The 11852-nt window shown below is 74.3% G+C and carries 11 protein-coding genes; 6 read left to right on the top strand and 5 right to left on the bottom strand.

Going from position 1 to position 11852, the window contains the following annotated elements; all coding sequences use genetic code 11:
* Together KS423_RS25050 and pth are read left to right on the top strand one after the other, a co-directional pair.
* Positions 1 to 641 (top strand): DUF305 domain-containing protein (locus KS423_RS25050; RefSeq protein ID WP_374120028.1); only part of this gene is annotated, 641 nt, incomplete at its 5' end.
* A 153-nt stretch (positions 642 to 794) separates the two neighbouring features.
* The gene (gene pth, locus KS423_RS25045; RefSeq protein WP_224282012.1) at positions 795 to 1382 is read left to right on the top strand and encodes an aminoacyl-tRNA hydrolase; all 588 of its coding nucleotides are present in this window, start codon (positions 795 to 797) and stop codon (positions 1380 to 1382) included.
* A 26-nt stretch (positions 1383 to 1408) separates the two neighbouring features.
* On the opposite strand, the gene KS423_RS25040 is transcribed toward pth, so the two are convergent.
* The gene (locus tag KS423_RS25040; RefSeq protein ID WP_224282011.1) at positions 1409 to 2842 is read right to left on the bottom strand and encodes an MFS transporter; all 1434 of its coding nucleotides are present in this window, start codon (positions 2840 to 2842) and stop codon (positions 1409 to 1411) included.
* Between the two features lie 192 nt (positions 2843 to 3034).
* Here KS423_RS25040 and KS423_RS25035 point away from each other — a divergent pair, with 192 nt between their 5' ends.
* Both KS423_RS25035 and KS423_RS25030 read left to right on the top strand, forming a co-directional pair.
* The gene (locus KS423_RS25035) at positions 3035 to 3571 is read left to right on the top strand and encodes a MarR family transcriptional regulator (protein ID WP_308020246.1); all 537 of its coding nucleotides are present in this window, start codon (positions 3035 to 3037) and stop codon (positions 3569 to 3571) included.
* Between the two features lie 44 nt (positions 3572 to 3615).
* Positions 3616 to 4140, top strand: a complete 525-nt coding sequence (locus KS423_RS25030; RefSeq protein WP_224282010.1) for a GNAT family N-acetyltransferase — start codon at positions 3616 to 3618, stop codon at positions 4138 to 4140.
* A 96-nt stretch (positions 4141 to 4236) separates the two neighbouring features.
* On the opposite strand, the gene KS423_RS25025 is transcribed toward KS423_RS25030, so the two are convergent.
* Both KS423_RS25025 and KS423_RS25020 read right to left on the bottom strand, forming a co-directional pair.
* Positions 4237 to 4746 (bottom strand): methylated-DNA--[protein]-cysteine S-methyltransferase, encoded by a 510-nt coding sequence (locus KS423_RS25025; RefSeq protein ID WP_224282009.1) that lies wholly within the window; start codon positions 4744 to 4746, stop codon positions 4237 to 4239.
* Positions 4743 to 6362 carry a DNA-3-methyladenine glycosylase 2 family protein gene (locus KS423_RS25020; protein WP_224282008.1) on the bottom strand — a complete coding sequence of 540 codons (1620 nt, stop codon included), beginning with the start codon at positions 6360 to 6362 and terminating at the stop codon, positions 4743 to 4745. Before KS423_RS25020 ends, KS423_RS25025 begins: the two co-directional genes overlap by 4 nt.
* A gap of 258 nt (positions 6363 to 6620) precedes the next feature.
* On the opposite strand from KS423_RS25020, the gene KS423_RS25015 reads away from it, so the two are divergent.
* Positions 6621 to 7079, top strand: coding sequence for an ASCH domain-containing protein (locus KS423_RS25015; protein WP_224282007.1), 459 nt, complete (start codon positions 6621 to 6623; stop codon positions 7077 to 7079).
* Positions 7080 to 7138: 59 nt separating this feature from the next.
* On the opposite strand, the gene rsgA is transcribed toward KS423_RS25015, so the two are convergent.
* A complete protein-coding gene (gene rsgA, locus KS423_RS25010) occupies positions 7139 to 8269 on the bottom strand; it encodes a ribosome small subunit-dependent GTPase A (RefSeq protein ID WP_224282006.1) in 1131 nt (376 codons plus the stop codon).
* Between the two features lie 301 nt (positions 8270 to 8570).
* Positions 8571 to 9716: a cytochrome c oxidase assembly protein gene (locus KS423_RS25005; protein WP_224282004.1), complete on the bottom strand. Its 1146-nt coding sequence runs from the start codon at positions 9714 to 9716 to the stop codon at positions 8571 to 8573.
* A gap of 288 nt (positions 9717 to 10004) precedes the next feature.
* Between KS423_RS25005 and KS423_RS25000 the strand changes: the two genes are divergently transcribed.
* Positions 10005 to 11645, top strand: a complete 1641-nt coding sequence (locus KS423_RS25000; RefSeq protein ID WP_224282002.1) for an FtsW/RodA/SpoVE family cell cycle protein — start codon at positions 10005 to 10007, stop codon at positions 11643 to 11645.
* Positions 11646 to 11852: the final 207 nt, after the last annotated feature.

The raw sequence follows: 11852 nt of genomic DNA, 5'->3' as shown, positions 1-11852 counted from the left end.
GCCGCCGCATGTGGCTGCCGGCCGTGCTGGCCGCCGCCGTGGCGCTGGCGCTCGGCGTGCCGGCCCTGGTCGCGAGCGGGACCTCGGCGTCCGGCGCGTCCACGCTGGCCGTCCCGGCCGACGACTCCCCCGAGGCCGGGTTCGCCCGCGACATGGCGACCCACCACCAGCAGGCGGTGGACCTGTCGTTCGTCGTCCGGGACCGCACCGCCGACGAGCCGACCCGCACCCTGGCCTTCGACATCATCAACACCCAGGCCAACCAGCGCGGGATGATGATGGGCTGGCTGGACCAGTGGGGGCTGTCCCAGCACTCGACCGCCACGCCGATGGCGTGGATGAAGATGGGCCACGAGTACCAGGCCCACGACGGTTCGCTGATGCCGGGCATGGCCACCAACACCCAGATCGCGAAGCTGCGCACGCTCAGCGGGCGGGACGCCGAGGTGTACTACCTCCAGCTGATGATCGAGCACCACAAGGGCGGCGTCGAAATGGCCCAGGGCTACGTCGACAAGGCCGGGAACGATGCCGAGAAGCGGCTCGCACAGTCGATGGTGGTCGCCCAGACCTCCGAGCTCCAGCTGATGACCGACATGCTCAAGGAGCGCGGCGCCGCCCCCGGCGTGCCCGCCTCCTGAGCGGTCGTCCCGCACGCTCTGCGTCGTCCCGTGCGCCCTGCACGCTCCGCGCGTTCCCCGGACGGCCGGGGCGCCGGCGAGGACGGTCCCGTGCCGTCCCGCCGCGCCCCGGCCGTCCGCCCTTCCTTCCCCACCCCTCCGGAGAACCCCCGTATGACCCCCGACGTCCCCTGGCTGATCGCCGGACTGGGCAACCCCGGCCCGTGGTTCCGGCTCACCCGGCACAACGCGGGCTTCCTGGCCGTGGACCGGCTGGCCGAACGGCACGGCGCCCGGTTCCGCCGGCGCGGGATCGCCACCCTGGTGGCCGAGATCGCCGTCGACGGTCACCGGGTGCTGCTGGCCAAGCCGCTGTGGTCCATCAACCTGTCCGGACGCCCGGTGGCCGCACTGCTGCGCCGCCACGGCGTCCCGGTCGAGCGGCTGGTGGTGGTGCAGGACGACCTGGACTTCGCGTTCGGCTCCGCCCGGCTCAAGCGCGGCGGCGGCCCCGGCGGCCACAACGGGGTGCGCTCGGTGGGCGAGGTGCTCGGCACCCGGGACTTCGTCCGGCTGCGGTTCGGCATCGGACGACCGCCGAAGGGCCAGAGCGTCGGGGACTTCGTGCTGAAGAAGTTCTCGGAGCAGGAACTGGCCGCCATGCCCGACGAGTTGGACCGCTGCGCGGACGCCCTGGAGACACTGGTGCGGCGCGGCCTGAACCGCGCCCAGGACGCCCTCAACGCCCGCACGGACGCCTAGCCGGGGGCCGAGGAGGCCCGTGGAGCTCAGGCCCGGACGGGCCGGGTGAGCAGGGCGGCGGCCGCCGCCACGGCGGCGAGGACGAACAGCACCGTCCGCCCACCGGACTCGGCGCCCGCCAGGTGGACGCCGAGGACGGACAGCGCCATGCCGAGCGCCGTGCCGAGGCTGCGCGCCATGTTCACCATGCCGCCGCCGACCGCCGAGCACTGCGTCGGTATCGCCCGCATCACCAGCGCGTTGTTGGCGGGCAGCAGCAGTCCCAGCCCGTACCCGGCGGTCAACAGCGGGGCCGCCGCCACGTCCGAGGCCGGCAGCAGGGCGAACAGCAGCAGTCCGCCGGCCGCGAGCAGCGCACCGAAGCGGCACCTGGTCACGTCCGACCAGCCCCGGGGCAGCAACCCGGCGCCGACCGTCGCGGCGAACGCGAACGCGGCGGGCAGCAGGGTGACCACCAGGCCCGCGTGGGCCGTCGACGCGCCTGCGCCGGTGAGCAGCACCGGGCCCAGCACCAGCGGGCAGAAGAGCAACAGGTAGCCGATCAGCGCCACCACCAAGCCGGAGCGCACGCCCGGTGTGTTGACCAGTCCGGGTGCCAGGATCGGCCGGGCCGCCCTCCGTTCCTGGCGCACCAGCGCCAGGGTCAGGGCGGCGGAGGCGAGCAGCAGGACGGCCACCGCCCAGCCGGGCAGGGGCAGCCCGGAGGCGGTGGACAGGGCGAGCAGCAGGGTGGTGGTCGCCCCGGTGAGCAGCAGCATGCCGGGCAGGTCGAAGCGGGCGTCCTCGCGGGACCCGGTCCGGTGAGGGCCCAGTACCGCGACCGGAGCGCCCGCCGTCCGGGTGCGGGGCAGCAGGTACCAGCCGGCCAGGATGCCGAACACCGCGATCGGCACGTTGACCCAGAACACCCAGCGCCACGAGGCGTGTTCGACCAGCAGCCCGCCGAGGCTGGGCCCGAGCGCCAGGCCGAGGCCCTGGGCGGAGGCCTGGATGCCGAGCGCGCGCCGCATCGCGTGCTCCGGGACGCCGCGTGCGACCAGGGCGACGCTGTTGGCCTGCATCATCGCGGCGCCGACCGCCTGGACGGCGCGGCAGCCGACCAGGGCCCAGAGGCTGCCGGCGAATCCGGCGCCGAGCGAGGAGAGGCCGAAGACCGCGAAGCCGCCGATGTACATCGTCTTGCGGCCGACCAGGTCGGACAGCCAGCCGATCGGGGCCAGCAGGGCGACCAGGACCAGCAGGTAGGCGAGGGCGACCCACTCGACGGCGGCGAAGCCCTCGTCGAAGTGGCGGCCGAGGGCGGGGAAGACCAGGGCGATGACGCTGGCGTCGAGCTGGCCGAGGAAGGCTCCGAGGCAGACCGTGCCGACGGCCAGCCAGTGGGCGTGGCGCCAGCCGGCTACGCCGCGCGGCCGGGGCCGCTCGGTGAGCAGCCGCGAGGCGAGGGCGGTGGCGTTCATGCCCCCGAATATATCGGATACAGACATGTTCCTTCTACGAGCTGATCGCTCTGCGACAGGATGCGTCCCACGGTACGGACGGTGCCGGACGGACACCTGCCGCGAGGCCCGCAACAGAGCCGCACCACAGCGCGGCCCCGGGCCCCGAACCGGCCGCCGAACCGCCCCGTACCAGGCGATACGCTGTCCGCCATGCCGTCGTCACCACACGTTCCCGACCCCGCCACCGCAAGCCCCGACCCGGCGGTCGAGCACGCCCGGCGGCTGACCGACACCGTCACCCGACTGCGCCGCGCGCTGCGCAGCAGCATCCGCACCGACTACCCGTGGGAGTCCCTGCCGATGGCGCAGGTCGAACTCCTCCAGACGCTGGCCGCCGCACCGCTGCGGGTCGGCGAGCTGGCCGCGCGACAGCGGCTCGCGCCCAACACCGTCAGCGGGCTGGTCGGAAAGCTGCTCGACGCCGGCTTCGTGGACCGCCAGGCCGACCCCGGCGACCGCCGCACCGCCCGGATCGCCCTCACCCCGGCCGGCCGGCGGCAGCTGGACGACTGGCAGCACGCCCACGAGCGCCGGATCGCCACCGCGCTCGCCACCCTCGACCCGGCCGACCGCGCGGCGGTCGTCGACGCCCTGCCGGCACTGGAACAGCTCGCCCGCGCCCTCGCCCAGCCGGGGCCGGGGCCGGGGCCCGAGCAGGGGCCTGCGCAGGCGTCCACAGCCGGCTGAAAACCACTGGTCGCCGGGGCCCGCCCGGCATTACCGTCCCCGGCATGACCACCGCAGAGGTACGGATCGAGCCCTGGACGGACGACGACCTCGCGCTGCTGCGCCAGGTCAACACGCCGGAGATGAAGAAGCACGTCGGCGGGCCGGAGAGCGAGGAGCAGCTGCTCGTACGGCACCGACGCTATCTGGACTTCGTCCCGTCCGGGCTCGGCTGCATGTACCGGATCGTGCTGCTGCCCGAGGGCGCGGCGGTCGGGACGGTCGGCTACGGCACCCGGACCTGGGAGGGGCGGACCGTCCACGAGATGGGGTGGAACGTGCTGCCCGGATTCCAGGGCCGGGGCATCGCCGTCGCCGCCACCCGTGCGGCGGTCGCGGCCGCCCGCCGCGAGGCCGCGCACCCCCACCTGCACGCCTTCCCCTCGGTGGACAACCCCGCCTCCAACGCGGTCTGCGCGAAGGCGGGGTTCGCGCTGCTCGGCGAGACGGACTTCGAGTTCCCGCCCGGGCGGTTCATGCGCAGCAACAACTGGCGGGTGGACCTGCGGAGTCGAACGTCCGGCGCTTGACCGCCCAGGGGGTGACCGGCCGGGCGTCGGGCGCTCCGAAGGTGGGCGTCCGGGGGCCGGGTGGGCACGGGGTGAGCGGCCGCGGGGCCCCGGCGATCAGAACAGGGTGCCGCTCTCCAGGTCCAGCAGCCAGCGCTTGCGGTCCACGCCGGCGGCGAAGCCGGTGAGCGCGCCGCCCGCGCCGAGCACCCGGTGGCAGGGGCGGACGATCAGCAGCGGGTTGGCGCCGACCGCGCCGCCGACCGCCCGGACCATGCGCGGCTCCTGCCCGGCCAGCTCGGCGAGTCGGCCGTAGGTGACGGTCGTGCCGTACGGGATCTCGTCCAGCGCGGCCCAGATCCTGCGGCGGAACTCGGTGCCCTCGGGCGCGAGCGGCAGATCGAAGCCGGTGCGCTTGCCGGCGAAGTAGGCGGTCAGCTGGGCCACCGGCTCGGCGAGCGCCTCCGGGTCCGGCACCCACTCGTCGGCGGGCTCGGCCAGTGCGTACTTCTGGCCGGGCGCGGTGACGGTGGCCAGCGCGGCCGGTCCGCCGCCCTCGGGCAGCACCCCGCTGAGCAGCAGCCGGCCGAAGGGGCTCTCCATGGTGGTGTAGACGGTGGTGCTCATGCTCGTTCGTTCTCCGTTCCGGTGCTGCTGGTGTTGCTGGTGCTTCCGGTGCTGATGCCGGTGTCGATGCCGGTTCCGGTGCTCGCGGGGCCGGCCCACAGCCGGTGGACGGCGTACGAGCGCCACGGGGCCCAGGCCTCGGCGGCGCGGGCGGCGGACTTCGGGTTGCCTGCGGCGCCCAGACGGAGCAGGCCGTGCTTGACGCCCACGTCACTCGGAAGGAAGACATCGGGGTCGGCCAGGGCCCGCATCCGCAGATAGCCGACCGTCCAGGGGCCGATGCCGGGCAGGTCCAGCAGGGCGGCCGCGGACTCCTCCCGGTCGGCTCCGCTGTCGAGCCGGACCACGCCCTCGGCGAGCGCGGCGCACAGGCCGGTGAGCGCGCGGCGGCGGGCGGCGGGCATCGCGAAGTCCTCCGGATCGGCGGTGGCCAGGGCCGCCGCGGTCGGGAAGAGCAGGCGCAGGCCCCCACTGGGCTCGGGCAGCGCGGTGCCGTACTTCTCGGCGAGCCGTCCCGCCAGGGTACGGGCGGCGGCGACGCTGATCTGCTGGCCGAGGACGGCGCGGACGGCCAGCTCGTGCGGGTCCACGTGGCCGGGCGAGCGCAGGCCGGGGCGCTCGCGGACCAGCGGGCCGAGCAGCGGGTCGGCGCCGAGCTGCTCGTCGACCGCGAGCGGGTCGGCGTCCAGGTCGAAGAGGATGCGCAGGCGCTGGACGGCGGTCGGCAGGTCGCGGAGGTCGGCGAGCAGGAGACGGCAGTCGAGCCAGCCGCGGGTGGGCGGCTCGCCCGGCGCCAGGCCGTCGACCTCGGCGATGCCGTGACCGTACGGGAGCGCGAGGGTGCGACGGTACACGCGCACACCGGGGCGTGAGCCGGAGACGACCTCCTCCACGCCGGGGACGGCACGCAGGGCGAGGAAGTCGATCAGGTGCTCGCTGTCGAGCGCGCCGCGGTAGGCGAGGCGCAGGGTGAGGCCGCCGGCCGGGGTCGCGGTGCGGCGGCCGGCGGAGACTTCGGAGCGCAGGCCGCTGGGGGTGCGGTCGTAGACCTCGCGCACGGTGTCGTTGAACTGGCGGACGGAGGCGAAGCCGGCCGCGAACGCGATGTCGGTGACGGGCAGTTCGGTGGTCTGGAGGAGCAGCCGGGCGGTCTGCGCGCGGCGGGCGCGGGCCAGCGCGATCGGGCCGGCGCCCAGCTCGGCGGTCAACTGGCGCTGTAGTTGGCGGGCGCTGTAGCCGAGGCGGCCGGCCAGCCCGGCGACGCCCTCGCGGTCCACCACACCGTCGCCGATCAGGCGCATCGCCCGGCCGACCAGGTCGGCACGGTGGTTCCACTCGGGCGAGCCCGGAACGGAGTCGGGGCGGCAGCGGCGGCAGGCGCGGAAGCCGGCCCCCTGGGCGGCCGCGGCGCTGGGGTAGAAGACGCAGTTGACGCGCTTGGGAGTCACGGCGGGGCAGCTCGGACGGCAGTAGATGCCGGTGGAGGTGACCGCCGTGAAGAAGACCCCGTCGAAGCGGGAGTCGCGGCTGTCCACGGCTCGGTACCGGATGTCGTCGTCGATCACGCTGTCCAGTTTGGGGCACTGGGCGGGGGGTGACTGGCGGGAATCGGACATCGCCGTTGATCGCTGCTTCGGGGGCCCTCCCCCTCCCCCGCCGCCCACCCACCACCTCACCTCATGGCCCATCGGCCCTTGGCCCACCGGGCCACCGGGCCGCGAGCCCATCGAGCCCACCGGACCACGCGTCTGTCGAGCCTCTGAGCCCCCGGAGCCCGACCCGCGCCCGCGCCCGCGAGCACCCCACAGGCACCCACCGGGCCCCGGGCCGGAAATTCGCGACCCCACCGGCCGCCCCGCCGCTACCCTCGCCGCATGAGTGATCAGCCGTCCTGCACCGGCCCGGACGACCCGTGTGTCCTCGCCCTGCCCCCGGTCGAGTTCGCGTTCCCCGGCCCCCTGCGGGACCAGCTGGTCGCCGCGATCCTCGACGGCGCCAAGACCAGCACCACCGCCCTGGTCGCCTGCTACGAGCACGAGGGCGAGCCCCTGCCGCTGGCCGGTGAGCGCTCCGCGGTGCTCGACTCGCACGGCCGCAGGGTCGCCGTGATCGAGACCACGGACGTCCGGGTGGTCCCGCTCGCGGAGGTCGACCTCCAGCACGCCCTGGACGAGGGTGAGGGGTGCACCGGCGTGGCCGAGTGGCGTACGGCGCACGAGCGGTTCTGGAGCAGCCCGGAGATGCTCGACGCCCTCGATGACCCGGGTTTCACCGTGGACGACAGCACTCCGGTGGTCCTGCAACGCTTCCGCCTGGTGGCCGACCTCCGCTGAGCCGGGCGGGCCCGGCGGAGGCCGGTCGGCGGCCGTTGCACGGCAGCCGGTGCCTGGGCTCAGCGCTTCACCGGACCTCCCGCGGCTCGCATCGACTTGCTGATCGTCTTCCACTTCTTCAGCCGCGCCTTGGCCACCCGGGCGTCCGAACGCGAGGCGATCCACTCGCTCTCGCGCTGGAGCTTGAGGTAGCTGTCCATCCGGCGCTGCGGCAGGGTGCCGTCGGCCAGGGCCTCCTGCACCGCGCAGCCGGGCTCGGTGTGGTGGCTGCAGTCGTGGAAGCGGCACTCCTCGGCCAGCTCGGCTATGTCGGCGAAGGCCAGGTCCACGCCCTCGCCACCGTAGAGGCCGACCTCGCGCAGCCCGGGGGTGTCGATCAGCACGCCCCCGCCGGGCAGCGGGATCAGCTCGCGGGTGGTCGTGGTGTGGCGGCCCTTCTGGTCGACCGCGCGGGCCTCCTGGACGGCCATCGCCTCGGAGCCGGCCAGCGCGTTGGTGAGCGTGGACTTGCCGACGCCGGACTGGCCGATCACCGCGGTGGTGCCGGGGGTGCAGGCGCGGAGCACGTCCATGCCCTCGCCGGTCTCGGCGCTCACCACCAGCACCGTGACCCCGGGAGCGACAGCCTCGACGTCGGCCCGGATGAAGTCGGCGTCGTCGACCAGGTCGGCCTTGGTGAGGACGACCAGCGGGTCGGCGCCGGACTCCCAGGCCAGGGCGAGGAAGCGCTCGATCCGCCCGAGGTCGGGATCGGTCGCGAGGGAGGAGGCGATCAGCACGGTGTCGACGTTGGCGGCCAGCACCTGGCCGTCGGAACGCTTGCCGGCCACCTTGCGGATGATCGCGGTGGAGCGCGGCAGCAGCGCGGCCACGGAGGCCATCGGCTGGGCGTACAGGTCGACCGCCGCCCAGTCCCCCGTGCACGGGCAGTTGATCATGTCGGCGTCGCCCACCGGCCGGGTGTCGAACCGGACGGTGCGCGGCTCGCCCGTCTCCGGGTCGGCGATCACGGCGTCGCACTGGCCGCGGTCGACCCGGACGATCCGGGCCGGGAGCAGCCCGGCCTCGCCGAGCGGGGAGAACAGCTCCGCGAGCTCGGCCGTCCAGCCGTAGCCGGTCAGCGCGGAGGCCTCAGCGGAGAACGAAGAGGAGGAAGAGGAGAACGACGGAACGGAGGCAGCGTTGAACAACGCAGTGGCCCTTCGGGAGGAGATTGTCCCGGCGGGCTACGGCTGGCGCGAAGGGCTCAGCCGGCGGCCGGGAAAAGGAGGTGAACGCGAGTGCTGCCCTGGGCAGCTATCGGGGCGACAACGACCACGGGGGTTCACCTCCTGCTCTCTACTCCTCGGGCGGCCCCATGGCCCCCGAACCGGACGTGTCACACGCTAGCGGACCGGGGAATCCTGGCCAACCTGTTTTTGACCTGCGGAAATGCGGCGCAGAGGTCGCCAGGAAGGCTTTGACGGACCACAATTGGCCCGCCGCAAACGGTCACTCGGCCACCCGGCCACGGCGCGCCCGAGCTTGACGTTCGACGTCCGGCTGACCCCCGAACCGGTGCTTGAGGTTCGGGTCGTCCAGCCACCACGGCCGCATCCCGGTCTCCTCTTCCTCCGGCCGCCCCGCCGCCCGGGCCTGCGCGGCCGCCGCCGCGAAGCGCGCGTCCAGCTCGGCGTCCACCGCCTCGGTCTCCTCCCGCCCCTGCACCACCATCCGCCGCACCAGCGCGGCCAGGAACGGCAGCCCGACCAGGTCCCCCAGCACCCAGAAGGCGTTGCCGCCCCAGGTCTGGTCCTGCGCCAGGCTCGGCCCCCACGGCCGGCCGAGCGCCAGGTAGTAGTGCTCGGCGACCAGGTGCCCGCCGTAGATCAGCACGATCCCGAGCCCCGCGTCGAAGATCACCTCGGCGAAGGTGATGAACAGCCCGACCAGGTGCGGGTACTCGTGCCCGACCGGGTCGAGCTGCAACCGGGGCCAGAAGTAGGCGAGGCCCAGCAGCACCAGGGCCAGGTGCAGCACCACGTTCCCGAGCCCGCTGGACACCGACCACTCGTACCAGGGCGTGAAGTAGAGCAGCCACGGCGGTGCCATCAGCAGCGCGGTGGAGACCGCCGGGAACATCAGCACCTTGGACGGACGGCTGCGCAGCGCCCGCAGGACACGCTCCCGCCGGGCCGCCGGCGCCGCCTCGACCAGCAGCGAGACCGGCGCGCCGAGCGCGAGCAGCAGCGGCACGACCATCAGCAGCAGCACGACCTGCACGGCCCGGTCGGTGAAGAGGATCCGCTCGTACACGCCGAGGCCGGAGCAGGTGCACCAGATCCACAGCAGCAGCCCGCCGAGGAACGCGGCGGTCCGGGTGGGCTGCCAGCGCCCTCCGCCGGACCCGCTCCCCGGCCGCCTCCCACCGGACCCGACCCCCGGCTGCCCGCCACCGCCCCCGGCCCGCTCCCGGGCCGCCCGGTTGACGCCGCGCACCGCCGCCAGGTACCAGGCGCCGAGCAGCACCGACAGCACGAGCACCAGCGGTTCGGCCGTCCAGGAGGTCGCCAGGTCGGACCACTGCCACGGCGGCGGCCCGCTGTAGGCGAGCACCGAGGCGGGGCCGCCCACCACGCCGTCCACCGCTGCGTCCATCCGCCCGCTCACCTCGCTCGTTCCGGCGGTCCCCACCGGTCGGGAGCCCCGCCGCCGGGACGCCCCGGCGCCCGGCCATGATGTCCCTGCGCGACGGCCCCGCCGCGCCCGGGGCCCACCTCTATACCCGGCCCTGAACAAAGCTTTACCGGGCCCCAACAAAGCTTTGCCCAGGCAAAGTTCTGCCCTCCTCCCCCTCCCTCTCGCAACCGCGGCGAAGACACAAACGTCTGGCAGGATGCACCGTCGGCGACACCCGCCACGTGGTCGACAAGGGGATGACAAGAGGTGCGAACCACTGCACGCGGCGACGGCCGGCGGCTCGCGGCGCGCCACCGCAACATCGAACTGGGCCTGCTGGCCCTGGCGGTGGCCGTCTGCCTGGCCGGACACGTCGACGCCGGCCTGGCACTCACCGGCAGGATGCCGCCCGGGCTGCTGGTGCACGGTCTGTCGCTGGGCGCGCTGGCCGGGGCGGCCCACCTGGCGGTGCGCCGGTTCGCCCCGTACGCCGATCCGCTGATCCTGCCGCTGGGCGCCTTCCTGACCGGCTTCGGGCTGGTGCTGCTGGACCGGCTGGACTTCAGCTACAAGGCCGCGCACACCACCAAGGGCGACTACCAGAAGATCCCGGCCGCGCCCTCCCAGCTGATGTGGGTGTTCATCTCGGTGGCGGTGGCGCTCGCGCTGATCGTCCTCGTCAAGCACCACCGTTTCTTCCAGCGCTACGTCTACCTGCTGATGGCGGGTGCGCTGATCCTGCTGGCCGCGCCGGTGCTCTCCCCGGGCGACAGCTTCGGCGCCAAGCGCTGGATCCGGCTGTTCGGGCTCTCCTTCGAGCCGGACGAGTTCGTGAAGGTCGCGATCACGATCTTCTTCGCGGGGTACCTGATGGCCTCCCGGGACGCCCTGGCGCTGGCCGGGCGGAAGGTCTGGGGGCTGACCCTGCCGCGCGGGCGGCACGCCGGCCCGGTGCTGGCGATCTGGGTGGTCAGCCTGCTGGTGCTGATCTTCGAACGCGACCTGGGCACCTCGCTCATCTTCTTCGGCGTCTTCATCGTGATGCTGTACGTGGCGACCGAGCGCACCAGCTGGATGGTGCTCGGCCTGCTGATGGCGGTCGGCGGCGCGGCGGTGGTCGGCACCGTGGAGCCCCACGTGCACGGCCGGGTCGAGGCCTGGCTGCACCCGCTCGACTACTACAAGCCGGTGCACGACAAGGCGATCTCCGAGCAGCCCGCCGAGGCCCTGTTCAGCCTGGGCACCGGACACCTGACCGGGACCGGCCTGGGCTCGGGACGGCCCTGGCTGATCGGCTTCGCCGGGCGCAGCGACTTCATCTTCACCACCATCGGCGAGGAGCTGGGCCTGGCCGGGGTGACCGCGATCCTGCTGGTCTACGTGCTGCTGATCCAGCGCGGCCTGCGCACCGCGATCGGCCTGACCGACCCGTTCGGCAAGCTGCTGGCCACCGGTCTGTCGGCGGCGCTGGCGCTCCAGGTGTTCGTGGTGGTCGGCGGGGTGAGCGGGCTGGTCCCGCTGACCGGCAAGGCGCTGCCGTTCCTGGCCGCCGGCGGTTCGTCGCTGCTGGCGAACTGGCTCATGGTGGCACTGCTGATCAAGCTGAGCGACTCCTCCGGGCGCACCGCCCTGGACCCGGTCCAGCCCTCCCCCGAGCCGCTCCCGGCCCAGGCCGGCCCGGTCGAACGGCCGGGGCAGGCCGATCCGTCCACGGCCGGCCCGTTGCCCTCCGGCCCGTACGGGCCGTACGACCCGTCAGCCCCGAACCCGTCAGCCCCGAACCTGGCGGACCCGAACCCACCGAACCCGGCCCCCGTCGCCCCCGGCGCCCCCGGCGCGGCCGACCCCTTCGCCCCGACCCAACTGCGCCCCGCGTACGGCCACCCGCCGAACCCGGCCGCCACCTGACCTGCCACCACCGACGCAACAGGGCCTCCCCCGCACCCGCGGGAGGGGCCCTGTCCGTTTCCTGCCGTCCGCCCCGCTACCGCTGTTCCCACGGCGGCCGGGGCGGGTACCCCGGCACCTGCTGCCCGGGCGGGCCCGGCGGCGGCCCGGGCACCGGCCCCGCCACAGGTCCCGACTGCGGTCCCGGCCGAGCCCCTGGCCCGGCCC

The sequence above is a fragment of the Streptomyces sp. LS1784 genome, assembly GCF_020103755.1.
GTDB lineage: Bacteria > Actinomycetota > Actinomycetes > Streptomycetales > Streptomycetaceae > Kitasatospora.
The sequence above is the reverse complement of the archived record's forward strand: the minus strand, read 5'-3'. Positions and strand labels throughout refer to the sequence as shown.

Excerpts from the sequence above, each read along its gene's own strand:
- pth (WP_224282012.1), top strand. The coding sequence starts at position 795 with ATGACCCCCGACGTCCCCTGGCTGATCGCCGGACTGGGCAACCCCGGC.
- KS423_RS25040 (WP_224282011.1), bottom strand. The coding sequence starts at position 2,842 with ATGAACGCCACCGCCCTCGCCTCGCGGCTGCTCACCGAGCGGCCCCGG.
- KS423_RS25035 (WP_308020246.1), top strand. The coding sequence starts at position 3,035 with ATGCCGTCGTCACCACACGTTCCCGACCCCGCCACCGCAAGCCCCGAC.
- KS423_RS25030 (WP_224282010.1), top strand. The coding sequence starts at position 3,616 with ATGACCACCGCAGAGGTACGGATCGAGCCCTGGACGGACGACGACCTC.
- KS423_RS25025 (WP_224282009.1), bottom strand. The coding sequence starts at position 4,746 with ATGAGCACCACCGTCTACACCACCATGGAGAGCCCCTTCGGCCGGCTG.
- KS423_RS25020 (WP_224282008.1), bottom strand. The coding sequence starts at position 6,362 with ATGTCCGATTCCCGCCAGTCACCCCCCGCCCAGTGCCCCAAACTGGAC.
- KS423_RS25015 (WP_224282007.1), top strand. The coding sequence starts at position 6,621 with ATGAGTGATCAGCCGTCCTGCACCGGCCCGGACGACCCGTGTGTCCTC.
- KS423_RS25005 (WP_224282004.1), bottom strand. The coding sequence starts at position 9,716 with ATGGACGCAGCGGTGGACGGCGTGGTGGGCGGCCCCGCCTCGGTGCTC.